Here is a 17,743-nt window from a genome sequence, read left to right as displayed (position 1 = left end):
TCGCTCACTCCCATCCGATCACATCCCGGCTCACCGCACGCGGAAGACCGGCCCACGGGGGGTGAACGGCAGGCGACGGCCGTCGGGGACGAGGTAGGCGTGCTCGCGCCGCACCCGCAGCACGTCGCACCAGCCGTCGGTGATCACCAGCACCGGTGCGGCCGGCGGGAAGTCGTCCGCGCGCTGCAACAGGTCGATCCCGGGCTGCAGGACGGTGCCGCCGCGGCCGTGCACCCGTACCCTTCCGGCGATCTCGGTCGTCGGCAGGTACCCGGCGTCGTGCGGGGCGGCGTCGCAGAACACCACCCGGGCCGCCGGTACGTCACGGGCCTCGGCGTAGGAGGCGATCGCGCCGAGTGCCTTGCCGAGCAGGGTGCGGTCCATGGAGCCGGAAGTGTCCAGGACCACGCCGAAGGTGCAGCGGGCGACCTCCTCGGGCGGGAACCAGCGGCCGGCACGCGGGATGTCCGGGGTGGACGACTGCCGGCGGGAGGGCCGCGCGTACGACCGTACGACTTCCGGCCGGGGCACGAACTCGTCGAACCAGCGGGCCAGTCGGGCGTCCCAGGGCAGCGGCGGATGGCTCAGGGCGCGGATCTCCTCGACCAGGCCGCCGGGCAGGACCCCGCGCTCCTGCGCCCGGTGCAGGTCGAGACCCTGGCCGAGGCCCCGGCGGTAGAACTCGTCGAGGTCGACCGAGACGCCGGGCGGCCCGAGCGGCGCGCCCAGGACATCGCCGCGCCCCTTGCCGCGCAGAGTGGCCAGGCGCCGCATCCGGCGCAGGTCGACGGCGATCCGGTCGTACACCTCCTCCGCCGAGAGGTCCTTCAACTCAGGGTCGTGCAGCAGTCCTTCGGGCATGGTGCCGACGCGCATCTCGACCAGCCAGCCGTTGACGACGTAGTCGCAGGCGACGTTGAAGAGGTAGGGATCGCGGCCGCCGAGTCGGTCGCCGTGGCGCAGGGCCGCGTGCAGCATCTCGTGGGCGAGGACGAACCGCCACTCCTCGTCGTCCAGGGTGCGCAGCGGGTTGACGTAGATCTCGCCGGCCTCCGGGTTGACGGCGGCCACCGCGATGTCGTGGGCGCGGGCGAGTTCGGCGTCGGCGACCAGCTTGATGCCGGCCGCGATCCCGCCGAGCAGCGGATAGGAGGAGACGAACCAGCTGAGCGCCCGTTCCCAGGGGCGCAGCGGGGTCGGCGGCCCGGTCATGGAGGCACGGCGGCCACCGGCCAGGTCCATCGCCCGGGACATGGTCCGGGTCAGCGCGTGCGCGAACGCGACCTGCCAGTCGGGGACCTGGCCGGCCCACTTGTTCCAGGTCAGGAGCAGCTGGTCGGGTTCGCCGCCGCTGGTGCCGCCACGCTCGTAGGCGGCCGGGACGCTGCCGACGCGGCGCCAGCCGGCGGCCAGCCGGTCCTCGTCGCCCTCCGGGTAGGACGCGGGCAGGTGGTCCGGTGCCTCGCCGACCGGGAAGGTGGCCAGGAAGCGGTTGACGACGGTGCAGCGGGCGGCGAGGTCGTACTGGTCGGGCTCGGTGCGTGTCCCGGTGGCGGCGGGCAGGTGACCGAAGCCGAGATGGATCGTGCAGTGGGCCAACGCCCAGGCCCACTCGGCCGGTTCGGCGCGCCGGGTGGCGTGGGCGTGCAGAACGCCGTCGGAGTCGGCCCGTACCAGCCCCTCGTGGGGCGCCAGTTCGCACTTCTCGTGCCGGCAGAGGGTGAACTCGACCGCCCGCAGCGCCGGGTTGGCGCGCAGCAGCTCGACGCCGGCCGCGAAGTTCTCCGCGGCCGGGTCCTTCTTCGGTGCCTTCTTCTGGTCCTTGCGCCCGCTGGGGCTCATCGTCGGGCCTCCACCAGCCGGGGCATGTCCCGGGCGGCCTCGATCAGGAACCAGGAGGGCAGTACGGGGTTGCCTTCGGCGTCGGAGGCGATGACGGTCTGGGCGACCTCGACGGAGATCTCGGCGAGCTGCACGAGCAGCGACTTGGCGCGGTACGCGGTCTGCCGGCCGTTCGCCGACATGTGCTCCTTGGCGGCGGGCAGTTCCTTGACCAGCCGCCCGCGGAACGACTCGGCGAGGTAGTACAGCAGGTCGCGGTCCTCGATCCGGTGCGGCCAGCCGGCGTCGCCCCGGAGGATCGCCTCGATGCCGAACCGGCTGCGCACGATCTTGACGTAGCCGCAGAAGGCGGTCGCGTGGGCCGGGGTGAGCATGCCGTGCGCCAGGACCTTCAGGGTCTCCTCGTCGAGGTCGCGCCCGAAGGAGTGCAGGGCGTCGGAGAGCATGTGCCAGGAGCGCGGGGTGGAGAACGGCTCCTCGGTCTTCGGCGGCCTGGACCACAGGTGGTCGGTCCGGTCGGTGAGGTGGTCCAGGACCCACGGGTGGATGCCGTTGCCCGCGGCCCAGGCGAGCCAGTCGTGGGCCGAGGCCTCCAGGTGGACGTGGGCCAGCCGGTTGACGAGCGCGGAGGCGATGGGCCGGGCGAGGGCGTTGTCGGTGGCCCGGTTGCCGGCGCCGATGACGATCGACCCCTTCGGCAGCTCGTAACTGCCGATCCGGCGGTCGAGGATCAGCGAGTAGAACGCCTTCTGCACATCGGGCGTGGCCGCGTTCAGCTCGTCGAGGAAGAGGCAGTACGGCTCGTCCCGGGCGATCGCCTCGGGCGGGCAGAAGACGGACCGGCCGTCCCGGATCTGCGGAACGCCGATGAGATCCTCCGGAGCGAGCTGGGTCCCGAGCAGGCTCACACACTCCAGCCCCAGCGACTCGGCGAACGCCCGCACCAGCGAGGACTTCCCGATCCCGGGCGCCCCCCAGATGAACACGGGCCGCACGGTGGCGAGGCCGAGGAGCAGCTCGGGGATACGGGCGGGGGTGACGGCGACGGCAGCCTGCAAGAGGCGTCTCCTTGGGGGGTGTTCGAGAGGTTCGCGACTCGAACAGTGTGAGCCGGGGCCGAGCGGAACGCAGCCGATTTATCCGGGGCCGGGCTGAAGCGCCGCGCCAGGGACGCGGGGCTGTGCCGATATACGGCCCCGCCGCGTGGGCGCGAACAGCCCCCACTGGCCCGCAGTGAACGAACTACGCGGCCGTCTCCTCGCCGGCAGGCACCGGCACCTGCGGCCCGTCCGCCTCCCGCAGCCACCGCCTCAGCACCCCGTGCACCGCCTCGGCCCCCACCAGTTCCTCGCCCTCCGCCACCGGTTGGGAGACGCAGACCGGCGACAACAGGAACGGCCTGCCCTGCGCGCCCCCCAGGCCCCCGTGCGACCCGATCTGCTCCTCGAAGGCGAGGACCTCGCCGCCCTCCGGGTCGTACCACGAGTTCACCATGATGTCGGCGGTGTGCGGGAAGGAGTGCGTCCGCCGCACCGCGTCCGCCGTGCCCGCTCCGAAGGCGGCCAGCGGCCCCGGATGCCCGTCGAGCCGGTCCAGCGGTATCTCCGCGCCGTACGCCCCGAGCACCACCCCGCCGTGCTCCTCGCTGCGCACCAGCAGGAACCCGACACCGGGATGGTTGGCGAGGGTGGTGAGCAACGCCGGGTACCGGGCGTCGATCTCCTCCTTGGTCATGCGGTGCGGCACGTCCGGGAAGGAGACCAGGCCGAGGTTGCCGGAGGCGAGCACGACCGGTTCGGAGCCCCGGGCCGGCCGGTGCTTCTCGCCGCCCTCCTCGACCGGCCTGCGCAGCGCCGCGCGGACGGCGGCCCGGGCCTCGGCCCCGCTGTGCGTCCGCTCGGCCCGGCGCGGCACGTGCAGTCCGCAGCCGGCCCGGACCAGGTCGCCGAGGGTGAGGCCGTACCGGGAGCGGAAGGTCTCGCCGGGGCTCTGCCCGTGGTCGGAGAGAACGACGATCCGGTAGGGCCGGGGAGCGTGCTCGGCGACCTTCCCGATCAGCGCGAGAGCCCGGTCCAGGCGTTGCAGCACCTTCTCGGCGTCGCGGCTGTGCGGGCCCGAGTGGTGGGCGACCTCGTCGTAGGCGACGAGGTCGGCGTAGACGGCGGTGCGGCCGGCGAGCAGGTCGCCCATGACCGCGGCGACGACGACATCGCGTTCGACGACGGTGGCGAAGGCGCGCACGAAGGGGTAGAGACCGCCGCGTCCGACGCGCGGCCGCTGCTTGCGCATCCGGGCCGTGACGGACTGGCCGATCTCACGGCCGGCCTCGGCGAAGAAGGAGAGCGCGGTGCGGACCGCGTTGGCCGGGTCGGAGAAGTAGGCGAAGTACCCGGCGCGGGAACGGTTCTCCCGTCCGCGGCGCCGGGTGGCTATGGACAGCACGAGGGCCTGTTCGTCGGCGCCGCCGCTGAAGAGGTTGCCGCGGCTGGCGCCGTCCAGGGTGAGCAGGCCCCCGTCGGCCGTGTGCTCGACGGCACGGCGCTGGAGTTCGGCGGCGCTGGTCGGCCGGTTGCAGACCATCACCTCCCGGCTGTCCTTCTCGTACCAGCGGAAGGCCGGGACGTCGAAGGTGGAGCCGTGCAGGATGCCCAGCTGGCTGGCGCCGGTCTGGCTGGACCAGTCGGTGCGCCAGGGGGTGAGCCGGTGGGTGGAGTCCAGCCATCCCGCCGTCGTGGGCATCAGTCCCTTGGCGACGGCGGCGGTGAGGACGTCGTGGCCGACACCGTCGAACTGGAGGAAGAGGGTGCCGGGGGTGGCCGCGCAGGGCGGGCGGGATCCGCGGCGCCGGGTGGCCAGCCGGGAGAGCCGGCTGCGGTAGGCGTCGTCGTCGCGGACGGCGAGGGCACCGCCGGTCGCGGAGGCGACGGCGGACATCACGGCGGCCACGATGACGGCGGTCTCCGGGGCGGCCTCGCTCTGCCCCGAGGGGTTGATGCGCAGGGCGACCAGCAGGAGGGAGCCGTTGAGGAAGAAGACCAGCAGGCCGAGGACGAGGGCGGGCACCAGCAGCAGGAGACGTACGAGAAGGGGCCATACGACGGCCGACAGCACACCGAAGGCACCGGCGCCGAGGGCCGCGGTCACCGCGATGCGGGTGGCACTGTCACCGTCGGCGGACTGGAGCTGGAAGTCGGGCAGGATCCCGGCGAGGACCAGCATGGTCAGGGTGGACACCGCCCACACCACGACGCTCCGCCCGATCTGACTGACGACCCGCCGCCACCGCACGCCCCACCGACCTCACGTCCGCGACCCGCCTCGGCAGCGGGTCTGCTGCCGCCAACCCTGTCACACGGCCGTGGGCGCGAGCGGGCTCACCTCCCGTCGTACCCTGCCGTCGGCATCGACAGTCTCCGGTGGACCCGCGCCTTCATCTGGGCGTCGTAGCAGGGCTCGGCCCGCCCCACCGTCTCCACCCGCACCCCGCGTCTCGCGCATTCCGCCGTGAAGTCCTCGACCGAGGACAGCGCGCTCTCCAGCACCCGTCTGCTCGGCGCGACGAAGACGTCGAGGCCGGGCCGGACACCCGCCCACAGGGCGCTGTGGTCGTGGCGCAGCCCCCGGACCAGCAGTTCCCGCGCGATGACGTACCCGTGCTCCACGGCCCAGCGCGCGCACATGGCGTGCTGGCTGCGGGAGTCGACCAGGAAAGGGTCGATCTCCAGTTCCTCCAGGGGCGTCAGACTCGCGATGGCGGTCACCCGCACCGGCGCGAGCCCGCCCCAGGCACCCCGCGCCTGTCCCATGGCATCCCCCCTCACCTCCGGCCTCACCTCCGGGTTTCGCCGCCGACCCTACTCCTGCACGTAGGCTTCGGGGAGTCGCGCGAAGGAGGCAAAGAGGTGCCGGTGGAGATCACCTGGTGGGGTCACGCCACCTGCACGATCGAGGATTCGGGCGTACGCCTGCTCACCGATCCTCTGTTCGCGCGCCGGCTCGCGCACCTGCGCCGCCGCCGGGGTGCGCCGCCGCCGCCCGAGGCCCGTCGTGCGGACCTCGCGCTCGTCTCCCACCTGCACGCCGACCACCTGCACGTGCCCTCGCTGACCGGGCTCGCCCCGGGCACGCGCCTGCTCGTGCCCCGGGGCGCACCACGCGCGGTGCCCGCGCTCCGCCGGCTCCGGCAGCTGCGGATCACCGAGGTCGGCGTCGGGGACGAGATATCCGTCGGCCCGCTGGTCGTACGCGTCGTGCCCGCACGTCACGACGGGCGCCGGCTGCCGGTCGGCCCGCACCGCTCCCCCGCCCTCGGATATGTCGTCGAGGGCGCGGCACGGACGTACTTCGCCGGGGACACCGGGCTGTTCGACGAGATGGCCGAGGCGGTCGGTCCGGTGGACGTGGCCCTGCTGCCGGTCGGCGGCTGGGGGCCCCACCTCGGGGAGGGGCATCTCGACGCCGGACGGGCGGCGCGGGCGCTGGCCCTGCTGGAGCCGCGCAGTGCGGTGCCGGTGCACTACGGGACGTACTGGCCGATCGGTATGGACGGGGTGCGCCCGCACGAGTTCCACGCACCGGGCGACGAGTTCGTGCGCCTCGCGGCGGAGTACGCGCCACGGGTGACGGTGCACAAGCTCGGTCACGGGGAGGGCGTGCGACTGGAGGCCGCACGGTGAGACTGCTGATGGTGGTGACCGCCGCCGGTGCCACGGCGGCCACCTCGTCGACCGAGTCCGCGCAGCAGGCGATCGGCTATCCGACGCTGTTCCTGCTGGTCCTGATCGGGGCGCTGGTGCCGGTGGTGCCGACGGGGGCGCTGGTGAGCTCGGCGGCGGTGGTGGCCTTTCACCAGACGGCGCCGTTCGCGCTGGCACTGGTGCTGGTGACGGCGTCACTCGCCGCCTTCCTCGGGGATGCCGCGCTGTACTGGCTGGGGCGGCGCGGGATGAGGTCGAAGAACGGGTCGCGATGGCTGGCGGCGATCCGGTCGCGGGCACCGGAGGACCGGCTGGAGCAGGCGCAGGCGAAGTTGTCCGAGCACGGCGTGCTGGTGCTGGTGCTGTCGCGCCTGGTGCCGGCCGGGCGGATACCGGTGATGCTGGCGTGTCTGCTGGCGGAGTGGCCGCTGCGGCGGTTCGCGCGGGGCAACGCGCCGGCCTGTGTGGCCTGGGCGGCGACCTATCAGCTGATCGGGATCCTGGGCGGGTCGTTGTTCCCGGAGCCGTGGGAGGGGGTTGTGCTGGCGGTCGCGCTGACCGTGATCATCAGTGTGGCTCCGAGTCTGTGGCGGCGGGTCCGGCCCGCCGCGTGACGGTGCGTGCGGGGCGCAGGTGCACCTCAGTCAAGGGCGCGTTCGACCGGAGTCCTTTCGAGCACCCTCGACCCTCCCACCGGCAGGTCCCACAGGTCCTCCCGGTCCAGGCCCGCCTTCTCCCAGGCCGCCCGCACCCGCGTCAGCGGCTCGAGGACCGGCTCCGCGGAGAGGATGAAGGTGCCCCAGTGCATGGGTGCCATCCGTCTCGCCCCCAGGTCCTCCGTCGCCCGGACCGCCTCCTCCGGATCCAGGTGGACGTCGCTCAGCCACCAGCGGGGGTCGTAGGCGCCGATGGGCATCAGGGCCAGGTCGATACCGGGATAGCGGCCGCCGATGCGGGAGAACCAGTGGCCGTAGCCGGTGTCGCCGGCGAAGTAGACGCGCTGCCCGTCGGCAGCGGTGACGACCCAGCCGCCCCAGAGGCTGTGGCAGGTGTCGGTGAGCGTGCGCTTGGACCAGTGGTGGGCGGGGACGAAGTCAAAGCGGACACCGGACAGTTCGGCCGCCTCCCACCAGTCCAGCTCGGTGACGGTCGTGAAGCGGCGGCGCCGGAACCAGCGGCCCAGGCCGGCCGGTGCGAACACGGGGGTGTCGCGCGGGAGGCGACGCAGGGTGGGGGCGTCCAGGTGGTCGTAGTGGTTGTGGCTGATGACCACCGCGTCGACCCGCGGCAGGGTCTCCCAGGCGACGCCGACCGGGGTGACCCGGGCCGGGGTGCCGATGATGCGGCGGGACCAGACGGGGTCGGTGAGGACGGTCAGGCCGCCGATCCGCACGACCCAACTGGCGTGTCCCGCCCAGGTGACGGCGACCGTGCCGGCGTCGGCGCGGGGCGGCGGGCCCGGCTCGTACGGCAGCCGGGAAATGTCCGCGAGACCCTCGCGCCCGGGGCGGACCGAACCCTCACGGGCGAACCGGGCCATGGCCTTGAGGCCGGGCAGGGGTGCGGTCAGGCGGTCGTGGAAGGTCCGCGGCCAGAAACGGAGTTCGCCCAGCGGGCGGGGTTCGGCGAGCGGCGGGCAGGGGGTCGGTGCCGGGCCGGTGGCGGCGTCGTCCCGGGCCGTGGTGACGGGCGTCGTGACGGTGGCCGTGGATGCGGTCGTCGTGGGGGCGGTCGTCGTGGCGGACCCTGACTCATGCGTCTGCTGCGTCATCGAGGAGGCTCCCATCGCTGAGCGTCGTCGCGGAGTTCGTCGAGTACCGATCTCAGGGACATCAACGCACGTTGCACGTGTGGCAGTTCCAACGGTGCGGGGGACGTGAGGCATTCCAGCCGTTCCGCGTCGGTGCCGGCCAGCAGTGGCCCGGTGGCGAGCCGGACCCGCAGCGCCTGCAGGTCGTCGCCGAAACGGTGGCCGCCGGGCGCGGGCCTGCCGAGCCGGGCGGTGAGGAAGTCCTCCAACTCCTGTGCGTCGCCCACCCCCTGGACACCGAGCGCGGCGCGCAGGGGTTCCAGGTCGGCGTACAGGTGCCGGCCGGCCTGCGGGGGCCGGGCCACGCCGCCGCCGTCGACCACCGTGGCGTGCAGGGCGGCGGCCACCCGCGCGTGCAGGCGTACGACGGCTTTCCGACGGGTGGTGACGGGCTCGGGCTCGTCGAGTGCGTAGGCGGCCGCGACCGCGACCGGTCCGGCGAGCCGGGCGCCGAGCGCGGTGAGGACGTCGAGCACGCGCGCGTGCAGGGCACTGCCGGTGTCGCCCTCGGGGAACCGGGCGACGGCGGCGGGCCAGCCGGCCGGCAGCAGGGCGCCGGCCAGGTCGGTGACGACGGTGACCCGGTCCGGGACCATCTCGGCGGGGCTGAGGAGCACGGTGGCGTGCGGGGCGTGCAGGGTGTCGCGCCAGGTCTCGTCGCTGACCAGGTGGAGTCCCTCGCCGGTGGCCGCCTCGACGGTCGCGTGCAGCAGTTCGGGCGGTGCGACGGTGGCGGTCGGGTCGTCGGCGACGGAGAGCACCAGGAGCCGGGGGTCGCCGCCCTCGTCCCGGACCCGGCGCACGGTCTCCAGCAACGCGTAGGGGTCGGGCACTCCCCCGGACTCGGCGGGGGTGGCCACGTGGAAGGCGGGCCGGCCGAGAAGCCGGGCGTACGGGGCCCACCAGGCGGCGCAGGGGCGCGGCACCAGGACGTCGCCGCCGAGCGCGGCGGTGAGGGCCAGCAGGAGCGCGGGGGCGCCGGGCCCGGCGGTCGCCGACGCGGGCGTGGTGGACAGCCCGCGGCGCTCCCAGTAGCCGAGGGCCGCGTCGAGCAGTGCCGGTCCGCCGCCGACGGGTTCCTCCCCGCCACGGCTCGCGGCGGCGGCCAGCGCGGCGGAGAGTTCGGGCAGGACGGGCAGCCCGTCGTCGGGCAGCGGCGGCCCGTACCGTACGGGTCCGTGGCCCCGCGCGGGCGTGTCCCGGGCCGGCCTCCGGCCCTCGGGATCCGTCCGCCGCATGTCCGCCTCCGCGCAGTCCGTGGTGCCGTGTGCCGTCCGGGCCGGGCCCTGCTCCTCGTCGGGTGGCCCGTACGGTGCCGGAGCGGTCGCCCCGGGTACCCGCCGGCGGCCGTCTCATCCGTCCGCGCGTGACCTCACGCCGGACAGCCGGTACACCGCGCCGGCGCCCGCGGCCGCGATCAGCACGGCGCCCGCGACCAGTGCGGGAACCGAGTCCGTGAAGGTGCCGCCCGCCCCGGCCTCCACCCCGTGCTCCACCGTCGGCGCGTCGTCGGCGCAGTGGCCGGAGCCGGAGGAACGCGAGGAACGGGAGGAATCGGAGGAGGCGCACTCGCGCCCGCCGCCCACGTCACCACGAGAACCCGTGGCGTCGTCACCGCGCCCGCCCGTACCCGTGTCACCACGCCCACCCGTACCCGTGTCACCACGCCCACCCGTACCCGTGTCACCACGCCCACCCGTACCCGTGTCACCACGCCCACCCGTACCCGTGTCACCGCGGGCAGCCGTGCCGTCGTCCTCGCCCCGTGCGCCCGTGCCGCTGTCGCCCCAGGGCACGGTGGAGTCGTCGCCGCGCGGGGCCACCGCGCCGTCGTCGCCGCGCGGAGCCACCGCGCCGTCGTCGCCGCGCGGAGCCACCGTGCCGTCGTCGAGGCGGGACGCCGTGCCGTCATCCCCCAGGGAGACCGCGCCGTCCTCACCGGCCACCACGGGGCCGTTTCCGTGGGGCACCCCGCCTTCCTCTCCCTGGACCGCCCCGCCGTCGGCCGGACAGTTCGCCCCGGCGGGCCCGCAGGTCCCGGAGACGGTGGTCCCGGGCCACGCCACGCCGGGGCTGGGCTCGGCGGCGGGGCCGGCCGCGGAGGCCGTACCGGCGAGGCCGAACGCGGCACCCGCCAGGACGGTGACGGACAGGGCGCGAGCGGTACGGCGCATGGGGTGGCTCCTCGGAACGTACGACTCCGGGGACACGCGGCTGGTGCCCCCGCAGCCATCACAGCCCGCGACACGCGGGGCCGCGCGCGGCCGACCCCCATTCGCGGGACACGCCGACTCGTTCGGGTGACGGCGCGGGCCGAGTCCGGCGTGTCGGCCCGTTGCCCTCGGGTACGCGTCCGGCGCACCCCGAGCCACCTGGAGGGAGACATGCAGCGAGGCAGCGACCGGCTGAGTGTTCACCGGGACGACGAGATGAAGCACGAACTGCGGGGCCTGCTCAGGTCCCGGCATCCGACCCGCACCGAGGAATGGAGCGACCCGGAGCCGCCCGCCGAGGACGACCCGGAGATGTACCGCGCCCCGATGCTGCCGTGGGGCAGCGAGCGGCCGTCACCGGCGAGCCTGCGGCTGGAACTGGCCCGGTCCCTGACCCGCCACGACTTCCCGGCGCAGCCGAGCGAGCTGGTGCGGGTGCTGCGCCGGGGCGACGCCCCCGACGCCCTGGTCCACCGGGTGTCCCGGTTGCCGCGTTCGACGCGCTACCGCAACCTGCTGGAGCTGGCCGAGGCCGTGGCCGGCGGGGAGTGAACCGCGACACCGGGCGGGAAGTCGACAGAGCGACAGAGCAAGGAGCGAACATCATGCGTATCGCGTTTCTGAGCGCGCCCGAGGGCGTCGAGCAGGTGGAGCTGACCGAGCCGTGGAAGGCGGTCTCCGACGCCGGGCACGAGCCGGTGCTGGTGTCGACGGAGCCGGGGCGGGTCCAGGGCTTCGACCACCTCGACAAGGCGGACACGTTCCCCGTGGACGAGGTGGTCAAGGACACCTCGGCGGACTCGTTCGGGGCGCTGGTGCTGCCCGGCGGGGTCGCCAACCCGGACATCCTGCGGACGGACGACAGGGCCGTGGCGTTCGTGAAGGGTTTCTTCGAGGCGGGCAGGCCGGTCGCCGCGATCTGCCACGCACCCTGGACGCTCGTCGAGGCCGGTGTCGTGCGCGGCCGGACCCTGACCTCGTGGCCGAGCCTGCGGACCGACATCGGCAATGCCGGCGGCACCTGGGTCGACGAGCAGGTCCAGGTCTGCGCGGCCGGTCCGAACACGCTGGTCACCAGCCGTAAACCGGACGACCTCAAGGCGTTCTGCGAGGCCCTCCTCACCGCGGTCGGCAAGGCCTGAGGCCGAGGAAGCGGGTCAGCTCGCGGAGGCGCGCGGTGACGCCGTCTCCGCGCAGTTGCGCTCCCGGGCGCCCTCGCGGGTGCGGCCGGCGGCGACGATGCGGCGCGGGTTGCGGCGCAGGTACTCGCCCTCCAGCTGGGCCATGCGCTCGTTGTGGGCGCGCAGTGCGTCGTTGGAGCCGTGCAGCAGCGTGTCGTGGCGCGTCCGGTGAATGGTCTCCAGCTCCTTCATGAGCTGCTGGTCGTCCAGTCGGCTGGGGTCGACTCCGGTCATGGTGGTACCCCGCTCGTCGTGTCCGTACCGGCGGTCCGGATCCCTGCCTCCACTGTACGAAGGTCCGGGCCGCCGGGCCTGTCTAGCGGGCGCGCTCCACCCGGCGCTCGTCCCAGACCGGCTCCGGGGTCTCCCGGACCCGGCCGTCGGTACCGAAGACCAGGTAGCGGTCGAAGGAACGGGCGAACCAGCGGTCGTGGGTCACGGCGAGCACCGTGCCCTCGAAGGCCTCCAGACCCTCCTGGAGGGCTTCCGCGGACTCCAGGTCGAGGTTGTCGGTCGGCTCGTCGAGCAACAGCGCCGTCACACCCTCCAGCTCCAGCAGGAGTATCTGGAACCGGGCCTGCTGGCCGCCGGAGAGCCGCTCGAAGGTCTGTTCGGCCTGGTGGGTCAGCTCGTAGCGGCGCAACCGGGACATCGCGGCGCCGCGGTCCTGGGAGTGTTCCGTCCACAGGATGTCGAGGAGGGTACGGCCCTGCAGCTCGGGGTGGGCATGGGTCTGGGCGAAGTGCCCGGGCACCACCCGCGCACCCAGCTTCCACTGACCGGTGTGCGCCACCTCCTCCCCGGCCAGCAGCCGCAGGAAGTGCGACTTGCCGGAGCCGTTGGAGCCGAGGACGGCGACCCGTTCGCCGTAGAAGACCTCCAGGTCGAAGGGTTTCATCAGGCCGGTGAGTTCGAGGCCCGCGCAGGTCACGGCCCGCACGCCGGTACGGCCGCCGCGCAGCCGCATCCTGATGTCCTGGTCGCGCGGCGGCTCCGGAGGCGGCCCGGCCTCCTCGAACTTGCGCAGCCGGGTCTGTGCCGCCGCGTACCGGGACGCCATCTCGTGGGAGACGGCGGCCGCCTGACGGAGGTTCAGCACCAGCTTCTTCAGCTGGGCGTGCTTCTCGTCCCAGCGGCGGCGCAGTTCCTCGAAGCGGGCGAAGCGTTCGCGCCGGGCGTCGTGGTAGGTGGCGAAGCCCCCGCCGTGCACCCAGGCGTCGGCGCCGGTCGGCGAGGGTTCCACGGAGACGATCTTCTCGGCGGCGCGGGCGAGGAGTTCCCGGTCGTGGGAGACGAACAGGACCGTCTTACGGGTCTCCCCCAGCTGTGCCTCCAGCCAGCGCTTGCCGGGGACGTCGAGGTAGTTGTCCGGCTCGTCGAGCAGCAGCACCTCGTCGGTGCCGCGGAACAGGGCCTCGAGGACCAGCCGCTTCTGCTCGCCGCCGGAGAGGGTGCGCACCTGCCGGAACTGGGCCTTGTCGTAGGGCACGCCGAGCGCGGCCATCGTGCACATGTCCCAGAGCGTCTCGTGCTCGTAGCCGCGCACCTCGGCCCAGTCGGCCAGTGCCTGCGCATAGCGGAGCTGGGCGGCTTCGTCGTCGACGGTCATGATGCCGTGCTCGGCCCGGTCCACGGCCTGCGCGGCGTCCCGGATGCCGGGGGGTGCCACCGAGACCAGCAGATCACGCACGGTGGTCTCGTCGCGTACGGAGCCCACGAACTGGCGCATCACACCGAGGCCGCCGCTCACGGTCACGGTGCCGCCGTGCGGCTTCAGCTCGCCGGAGATCAGCCGCAGCAGGGTGGTCTTGCCGGCGCCGTTGGGTCCGACGAGGGCGACCGCGGCACCCTCGCCGACCCGGAAGGAGACGTCGCCGAGCAGCGCCCTCCCGTCGGGGAGGTAGTACTCGAGGTGCGCGGCTTCCAGATGTCCCATGGTCAGGGATTCTGCGCGGCGCCCCTGGCCGGGGGCAAACCGTTATCTGTGCGACGTCCTCGTCCGCGGGCGCGGCAACCCCCACCGGGCCCGAGGCCGAGGACATCCGCCCCAGTGACGCAAGTCACTGGGCGCTGGACGGCACCGGCTCCCCCGCCGGCCCGCTCTCCCCCGTCGCCTCCACGACCGAGCCCTCCCAGGACACCGCCTTCCAGACGTCGGCCGGGGAGCCCTCCAGGACGACCACGCCGGTGTTGCCGAGGGGGCGGGCTGCGGCGAAGGCCACGTCGACGTTGTCGGCGCGGGCCGCCGCCCACAGCCGGATCGCGGCGCCGTGGCTGACCACGGCCACCGTCCCGGCGCCGCTCGCCGCGGCCTCCGCGATCACCGCGTCGTAGCGGGCCAGCGTCTCGCTCCCGGTCTCCCCGCCGGGCATGCGCAGCGCGGTGTCGCCGGCCGCCCAGGCGAACACGGTCCGCATGTACTCCTGGCCGCGCTCGGAGTGGCCAGGCAGCAGCTCCAGGTCGCCGGCGGAGACCTCGCGGACGCCGTCGCGGACGAGGGGGACGAGACCGCGGGCCGCGGCCAGTGGCGCGGCGGTGAGCTGGGTGCGGGTCAGGGTGGAGACGTAGAGGGCCTCGATGTCCTCGTCGGCCAGGGCCTCGGGCAGGGCCGCCGCCTGCTGCTGGCCGAGCGCCGTCAGACCGGGGCCCGGCACGGCGGTGTCGAGCAGGAAGTCGACGTTGGTCGGGGTCTGCCCATGACGTATGAGGAGCAGGCGCATCCAGGGGTCCTCTCACTCGACCGCACCGGGTACCGGCACGAAACAGCCACTTCAGGGTAACCGGACCCGCATGAGCCCAGATGTTGACCTGACCGTCCTGAAGCCCGGCCGGCACGCGCTGCGCGACCGGCTGCTCGCTCTCGACCTGAGGCTGTTCCAGGTGGCGGCCGAGCGGAACTGGCCGTTCGCCGAGCCGGTGCTGCCCCGGCTGAGCCGCAGCGCCAACCACGGCCTGCTGTGGTTCGCGGCGGCGGCCGGGGTGGCGGCGTCCCGCACCCCCCGGGCGCGGCGGGCCGCCGTCCGCGGCCTGGCGTCGCTCAGCCTGGCCTCCCTGACCATCAACACCCTCGGCAAGCGCTCGGTGCGCCGGTCCCGGCCGGTTCTGGACCCGGTGCCCGCGGTACGGCACCTGAAGCGGCAGCCGATCACCACCTCGTTCCCGTCCGGTCACGCCGCGTCGGCGGCGGCGTTCGCGGCCGGGGTCGCCCTGGAGTCCCCGGGGTGGGGCGCGGTGGTGGCGCCGGTGGCGTTCTCCGTCGCGATGTCCCGCGTCTATACGGGCGTGCACTTCCCGAGCGATGTGCTGGCGGGGGCGGCCCTGGGCGTGGGTGCCGCGTTCGTCGTGCGCCGGCTGGTGCCGACCCGGGGCCAGATCGGGCCGCCGCCCAAGCCCCGGGCCGAGGCTCCGGCGCTGCCCGACGGGGAGGGGCTGGTGGTGGTGGCCAACCGGGCTTCGGGCAGTTCCGACCGGGTCCGGGCGCTGCACGACGAGCTGCCGAAGGCCGAACTGGTGGAGTGCGAACCGGCGGAGGTCCGTGCCGAGTTGGAGAAGGCGGCGCTGCGGGCGCAGGCGCTCGGGGTGTGCGGCGGCGACGGCACCGTGAACGTGGCCGCCCGGATCGCGCTGCGGCACGGCCTGCCGCTCGCGGTGCTGCCCGGCGGCACCCTCAACCACTTCGCCTATGACCTGACCGTGGAGGGGGGTCGGGGCCTGGGCCGTGCGGTGCGCGACGGCGAGGCGGTCCGGGTGGACGTCGGCCGTTTCGCCTGCGAGGGCAAGGAGGGCATCTTCCTCAACACGCTGAGCCTCGGGGTGTATCCGGAGCTGGTGCGCGAGCGGGAGCGCTGGGCGCACCGCATCGGCGGCCGGCCCGCCGAGGTGCTGGCGGCGCTGCGCGTGCTGCGCACCGACCAGCATCCGCTGGAGGTCGAACTCGGCGGTTCGGCCCACCCGTTGTGGCTGCTGTTCGTCGGCAACTGCGTCTACCACCGGATGGGCCTGACGCCGGGCCGCCGTACCGACCTGGCGGACGGGCAGCTGGACGTGCGGGTGGTGCACGGCGGCCGGCATCCCGCGCTGCGCCTGCTCTCGGCCGCCGTCGCGGGCGCGTTGAGCCGCTCCCCCGCGCACGCGGAGGTACGGGTGAGCCGACTGCGTCTGACCGGTCTCAAGACCGGCACCCCACTCGCGTACGACGGTGAGGTCACCGACGTGAAGGGCGAGGTGACGATCGACAAGCTGCCTGCGGCGCTGACCGTCTACCGTCCGCACTGACTGACTGGACGTCAGTCCACATAGTAGAACGCTGGTCTCATCATTCGGCATGCGGGCGTAGCGTTGCGGACACCGCGGGACGGGGCCGTCCGGCCCCGTCCGCCTGGTGTGAAGCGAAGGGCTGAGCCATGTCGAAACCGCAGGAGACCGCCGTCTACACGCACGGGCACCACGAGTCGGTGCTGCGTTCCCACACCTGGCGCACCGCCGCCAACTCCGCGGCCTATCTGCTCGGTTCGCTCAAGCCCCACATGCGGATCCTGGACATCGGCTGCGGCCCCGGCACGATCACCGCGGACCTGGCGGAACTGGTCCCGGACGGCCGGGTCACCGGCGCCGACCACGCGCCGGGCATCCTGGAGCAGGCCCGGCGGACCGCCGCCGGACGCGGGCTGACGAACCTGGACTTCACGGTCGCCGACGTGCACGCGCTGGACTACCCGGACGACACCTTCTGCGTGGTCCACGCCCATCAGGTGCTCCAGCACGTGGGCGACCCCGTGCAGGCGCTGCGCGAGATGCGCCGGGTCACCAAGCCCGGCGGCTTCATCGCCGTACGGGACTCGGACTACGCGGCGATGACCTGGTACCCGGCGGTGCCGGGCCTGGACGACTGGCTGGAGCTGTACCGGCGGGTGGCCCGGGCCAACGGGGGCGAACCGGACGCCGGACGGCGGCTGAAGTCCTGGGCGCTGGCCGCGGGACTGACCGACATCACCGCCACCTCCGGCACCTGGACGTACAGCACGGCCGAGGAGCGGGCGTGGTGGGGCGGGCTGTGGGCCGACCGCACGGTCGCCTCCGTCTACGCCGAGCGGGCCACGGCGGGCGGCCACGCGACCGCCGGGGAGCTGCGGGCCGTCGCCGGGGCCTGGCGGGAGTGGGCGGCCCAGGACGACGGCTGGTTCGCCGTCCTGCACGGCGAGATCCTCTGCCGCAAGTGAGTCCGCTCCCGCGGCCCGAGGCCAAGTTCACGGCCTCGGGCCGCGGGAGCGGTCTCCTCAGGACTTCGCGAAGGCCTTGGTGAAGTCGCCGGTGAACGAGTAGGCCGCCCAGGGGCCGCCGAGTTCCACACGCACGCCCGGTACCTGGTCCTTCGAGCGGTCCACCAGTTCCACGAATCCCTCGCAGTCCGCGCGCGCCACCAGGTAGGCGGCGTTCAGCAGATGCCCTTCCGGAACACCGGCCGGCACCGCGCTCGGCGCGGGATACAGCCGGACATCCGCGGCGTGCCGGGAGAGCCGCTCGTGCAGGGTGCGGGCGAATTCCGCGGCGGGCGGCGCCTCGGGCGGGTCGGCGTACAGCGTGACGCCCCATTCGACCATGCCGTCGAGCCGGTCGAGGGTGTGCAGGATGTCGGCCTCGTGGGTCTCCATCATGGTCCGTACGGCGCTGTCGTCGGGGAAGACCGTGGCGGGCCGCAGCGGCAGGGGGGTGGTGACCGTGGTGAGCGCGCAGACCACGCCCTGGTGGGCGCGGGTGGTCGCGGCCAGCCAGTCGCGGTCCGCCAGGTGGTCCCGCAGGGGCGCCTCGCCGAAGTCGCCCTCGGGGACCGTGCTGACGACGGCGACCAAGCCGTGGTGCCTGAGCAGCCCGGGCGGGGCGCCGGCCACGCCGGTGAGCTCGGCCTGCAGGGCCGCCGCGAAGGGGCGGCAGAGGGCGTAGACGTACCGGAGTCCGTTCTGTCGGGTCATGGGCCCTCCTCACGTCGCGGTCCGCGCCGGG

General features: G+C 74.0%; 17 protein-coding genes. 6 read left to right on the top strand and 11 right to left on the bottom strand.

The window, feature by feature from the left end:
• Positions 1 to 30 precede the first annotated feature (30 nt).
• The 4 genes from ACZ4O3_RS08700 to ACZ4O3_RS08685 all read right to left on the bottom strand — a co-directional run bounded on the left by ACZ4O3_RS08700 (position 31) and on the right by ACZ4O3_RS08685 (position 5,648).
• A complete protein-coding gene (locus ACZ4O3_RS08700) occupies positions 31 to 1,842 on the bottom strand; it encodes a vWA domain-containing protein (RefSeq protein WP_467721706.1) in 1,812 nt (603 codons plus the stop codon).
• A complete protein-coding gene (locus ACZ4O3_RS08695) occupies positions 1,839 to 2,900 on the bottom strand; it encodes an ATP-binding protein (protein ID WP_362726814.1) in 1,062 nt (353 codons plus the stop codon). The genes ACZ4O3_RS08700 and ACZ4O3_RS08695 overlap by 4 nt, the downstream gene beginning before the upstream one ends.
• A gap of 184 nt (positions 2,901 to 3,084) precedes the next feature.
• Positions 3,085 to 5,085 carry an alkaline phosphatase family protein gene (locus ACZ4O3_RS08690; RefSeq protein WP_362726820.1) on the bottom strand — a complete coding sequence of 667 codons (2,001 nt, stop codon included), beginning with the start codon at positions 5,083 to 5,085 and terminating at the stop codon, positions 3,085 to 3,087.
• A 131-nt stretch (positions 5,086 to 5,216) separates the two neighbouring features.
• Positions 5,217 to 5,648 (bottom strand): hypothetical protein, encoded by a 432-nt coding sequence (locus ACZ4O3_RS08685; protein WP_362726817.1) that lies wholly within the window; start codon positions 5,646 to 5,648, stop codon positions 5,217 to 5,219.
• Positions 5,649 to 5,744: 96 nt separating this feature from the next.
• Here ACZ4O3_RS08685 and ACZ4O3_RS08680 point away from each other — a divergent pair, with 96 nt between their 5' ends.
• Positions 5,745 to 6,518 carry an MBL fold metallo-hydrolase gene (locus ACZ4O3_RS08680; RefSeq protein WP_467721705.1) on the top strand — a complete coding sequence of 258 codons (774 nt, stop codon included), beginning with the start codon at positions 5,745 to 5,747 and terminating at the stop codon, positions 6,516 to 6,518.
• An 8-nt stretch (positions 6,519 to 6,526) separates the two neighbouring features.
• Positions 6,527 to 7,153, top strand: coding sequence for a DedA family protein (locus ACZ4O3_RS08675; protein ID WP_384990046.1), 627 nt, complete (start codon positions 6,527 to 6,529; stop codon positions 7,151 to 7,153).
• 26 nt (positions 7,154 to 7,179) lie between these two features.
• Here the strand turns inward: ACZ4O3_RS08675 and ACZ4O3_RS08670 are convergent, their stop codons facing one another.
• The 3 genes from ACZ4O3_RS08670 to ACZ4O3_RS08660 form a co-directional block, all read right to left on the bottom strand.
• Positions 7,180 to 8,310, bottom strand: coding sequence for an MBL fold metallo-hydrolase (locus ACZ4O3_RS08670; protein WP_467721704.1), 1,131 nt, complete (start codon positions 8,308 to 8,310; stop codon positions 7,180 to 7,182).
• Complete coding sequence (locus ACZ4O3_RS08665; protein WP_467721703.1) at positions 8,307 to 9,587, bottom strand: aminotransferase class I/II-fold pyridoxal phosphate-dependent enzyme; 1,281 nt, start codon at positions 9,585 to 9,587, stop codon at positions 8,307 to 8,309. The genes ACZ4O3_RS08670 and ACZ4O3_RS08665 overlap by 4 nt, the downstream gene beginning before the upstream one ends.
• Positions 9,588 to 9,701: 114 nt before the next feature.
• Positions 9,702 to 10,523 (bottom strand): hypothetical protein, encoded by an 822-nt coding sequence (locus tag ACZ4O3_RS08660; RefSeq protein WP_467721702.1) that lies wholly within the window; start codon positions 10,521 to 10,523, stop codon positions 9,702 to 9,704.
• Between the two features lie 210 nt (positions 10,524 to 10,733).
• Here ACZ4O3_RS08660 and ACZ4O3_RS08655 point away from each other — a divergent pair, with 210 nt between their 5' ends.
• A complete protein-coding gene (locus ACZ4O3_RS08655; protein WP_384989953.1) occupies positions 10,734 to 11,114 on the top strand; it encodes a DUF2795 domain-containing protein in 381 nt (126 codons plus the stop codon).
• Positions 11,115 to 11,167: 53 nt separating this feature from the next.
• On the top strand, positions 11,168 to 11,704 hold the full coding sequence (locus ACZ4O3_RS08650) for a type 1 glutamine amidotransferase domain-containing protein (protein ID WP_467721701.1): 537 nt from the start codon (positions 11,168 to 11,170) through the stop codon (positions 11,702 to 11,704).
• A 15-nt stretch (positions 11,705 to 11,719) separates the two neighbouring features.
• Here the strand turns inward: ACZ4O3_RS08650 and ACZ4O3_RS08645 are convergent, their stop codons facing one another.
• From ACZ4O3_RS08645 to ACZ4O3_RS08635, 3 genes are all read right to left on the bottom strand, one after another.
• Entirely contained in the window at positions 11,720 to 11,977 is a 258-nt protein-coding gene (locus tag ACZ4O3_RS08645; RefSeq protein ID WP_362729123.1) for a DUF6158 family protein, read from the bottom strand.
• 82 nt (positions 11,978 to 12,059) lie between these two features.
• On the bottom strand, positions 12,060 to 13,679 hold the full coding sequence (locus tag ACZ4O3_RS08640; RefSeq protein WP_467721700.1) for an ABC-F family ATP-binding cassette domain-containing protein: 1,620 nt from the start codon (positions 13,677 to 13,679) through the stop codon (positions 12,060 to 12,062).
• A 124-nt stretch (positions 13,680 to 13,803) separates the two neighbouring features.
• Positions 13,804 to 14,463, bottom strand: coding sequence for a histidine phosphatase family protein (locus ACZ4O3_RS08635; RefSeq protein WP_467721699.1), 660 nt, complete (start codon positions 14,461 to 14,463; stop codon positions 13,804 to 13,806).
• Between the two features lie 70 nt (positions 14,464 to 14,533).
• Between ACZ4O3_RS08635 and ACZ4O3_RS08630 the strand changes: the two genes are divergently transcribed.
• On the top strand, positions 14,534 to 16,018 hold the full coding sequence (locus ACZ4O3_RS08630) for a phosphatase PAP2 family protein (protein ID WP_467721698.1): 1,485 nt from the start codon (positions 14,534 to 14,536) through the stop codon (positions 16,016 to 16,018).
• A 128-nt stretch (positions 16,019 to 16,146) separates the two neighbouring features.
• On the top strand, positions 16,147 to 16,962 hold the full coding sequence (locus tag ACZ4O3_RS08625) for a class I SAM-dependent methyltransferase (protein WP_467721697.1): 816 nt from the start codon (positions 16,147 to 16,149) through the stop codon (positions 16,960 to 16,962).
• A 57-nt stretch (positions 16,963 to 17,019) separates the two neighbouring features.
• On the opposite strand, the gene ACZ4O3_RS08620 is transcribed toward ACZ4O3_RS08625, so the two are convergent.
• A complete protein-coding gene (locus ACZ4O3_RS08620) occupies positions 17,020 to 17,712 on the bottom strand; it encodes a GvpL/GvpF family gas vesicle protein (protein WP_467721696.1) in 693 nt (230 codons plus the stop codon).
• Positions 17,713 to 17,743 lie beyond the last annotated feature (31 nt).

The organism is Streptomyces sp. NPDC026515, assembly GCF_055567595.1.
The sequence above is the reverse complement of the archived record's forward strand: the minus strand, read 5'-3'. Positions and strand labels throughout refer to the sequence as shown.

Excerpts from the sequence above, each read along its gene's own strand:
- ACZ4O3_RS08665 (WP_467721703.1), bottom strand. The coding sequence starts at position 9,587 with ATGCGGCGGACGGATCCCGAGGGCCGGAGGCCGGCCCGGGACACGCCC.
- ACZ4O3_RS08645 (WP_362729123.1), bottom strand. The coding sequence starts at position 11,977 with ATGACCGGAGTCGACCCCAGCCGACTGGACGACCAGCAGCTCATGAAG.
- ACZ4O3_RS08670 (WP_467721704.1), bottom strand. The coding sequence starts at position 8,310 with ATGACGCAGCAGACGCATGAGTCAGGGTCCGCCACGACGACCGCCCCC.
- ACZ4O3_RS08660 (WP_467721702.1), bottom strand. The coding sequence starts at position 10,523 with ATGCGCCGTACCGCTCGCGCCCTGTCCGTCACCGTCCTGGCGGGTGCC.
- ACZ4O3_RS08635 (WP_467721699.1), bottom strand. The coding sequence starts at position 14,463 with ATGCGCCTGCTCCTCATACGTCATGGGCAGACCCCGACCAACGTCGAC.
- ACZ4O3_RS08640 (WP_467721700.1), bottom strand. The coding sequence starts at position 13,679 with ATGGGACATCTGGAAGCCGCGCACCTCGAGTACTACCTCCCCGACGGG.
- ACZ4O3_RS08655 (WP_384989953.1), top strand. The coding sequence starts at position 10,734 with ATGCAGCGAGGCAGCGACCGGCTGAGTGTTCACCGGGACGACGAGATG.
- ACZ4O3_RS08650 (WP_467721701.1), top strand. The coding sequence starts at position 11,168 with ATGCGTATCGCGTTTCTGAGCGCGCCCGAGGGCGTCGAGCAGGTGGAG.
- ACZ4O3_RS08685 (WP_362726817.1), bottom strand. The coding sequence starts at position 5,648 with ATGGGACAGGCGCGGGGTGCCTGGGGCGGGCTCGCGCCGGTGCGGGTG.
- ACZ4O3_RS08700 (WP_467721706.1), bottom strand. The coding sequence starts at position 1,842 with ATGAGCCCCAGCGGGCGCAAGGACCAGAAGAAGGCACCGAAGAAGGAC.
- ACZ4O3_RS08625 (WP_467721697.1), top strand. The coding sequence starts at position 16,147 with ATGTCGAAACCGCAGGAGACCGCCGTCTACACGCACGGGCACCACGAG.
- ACZ4O3_RS08620 (WP_467721696.1), bottom strand. The coding sequence starts at position 17,712 with ATGACCCGACAGAACGGACTCCGGTACGTCTACGCCCTCTGCCGCCCC.
- ACZ4O3_RS08630 (WP_467721698.1), top strand. The coding sequence starts at position 14,534 with ATGAGCCCAGATGTTGACCTGACCGTCCTGAAGCCCGGCCGGCACGCG.
- ACZ4O3_RS08675 (WP_384990046.1), top strand. The coding sequence starts at position 6,527 with ATGGTGGTGACCGCCGCCGGTGCCACGGCGGCCACCTCGTCGACCGAG.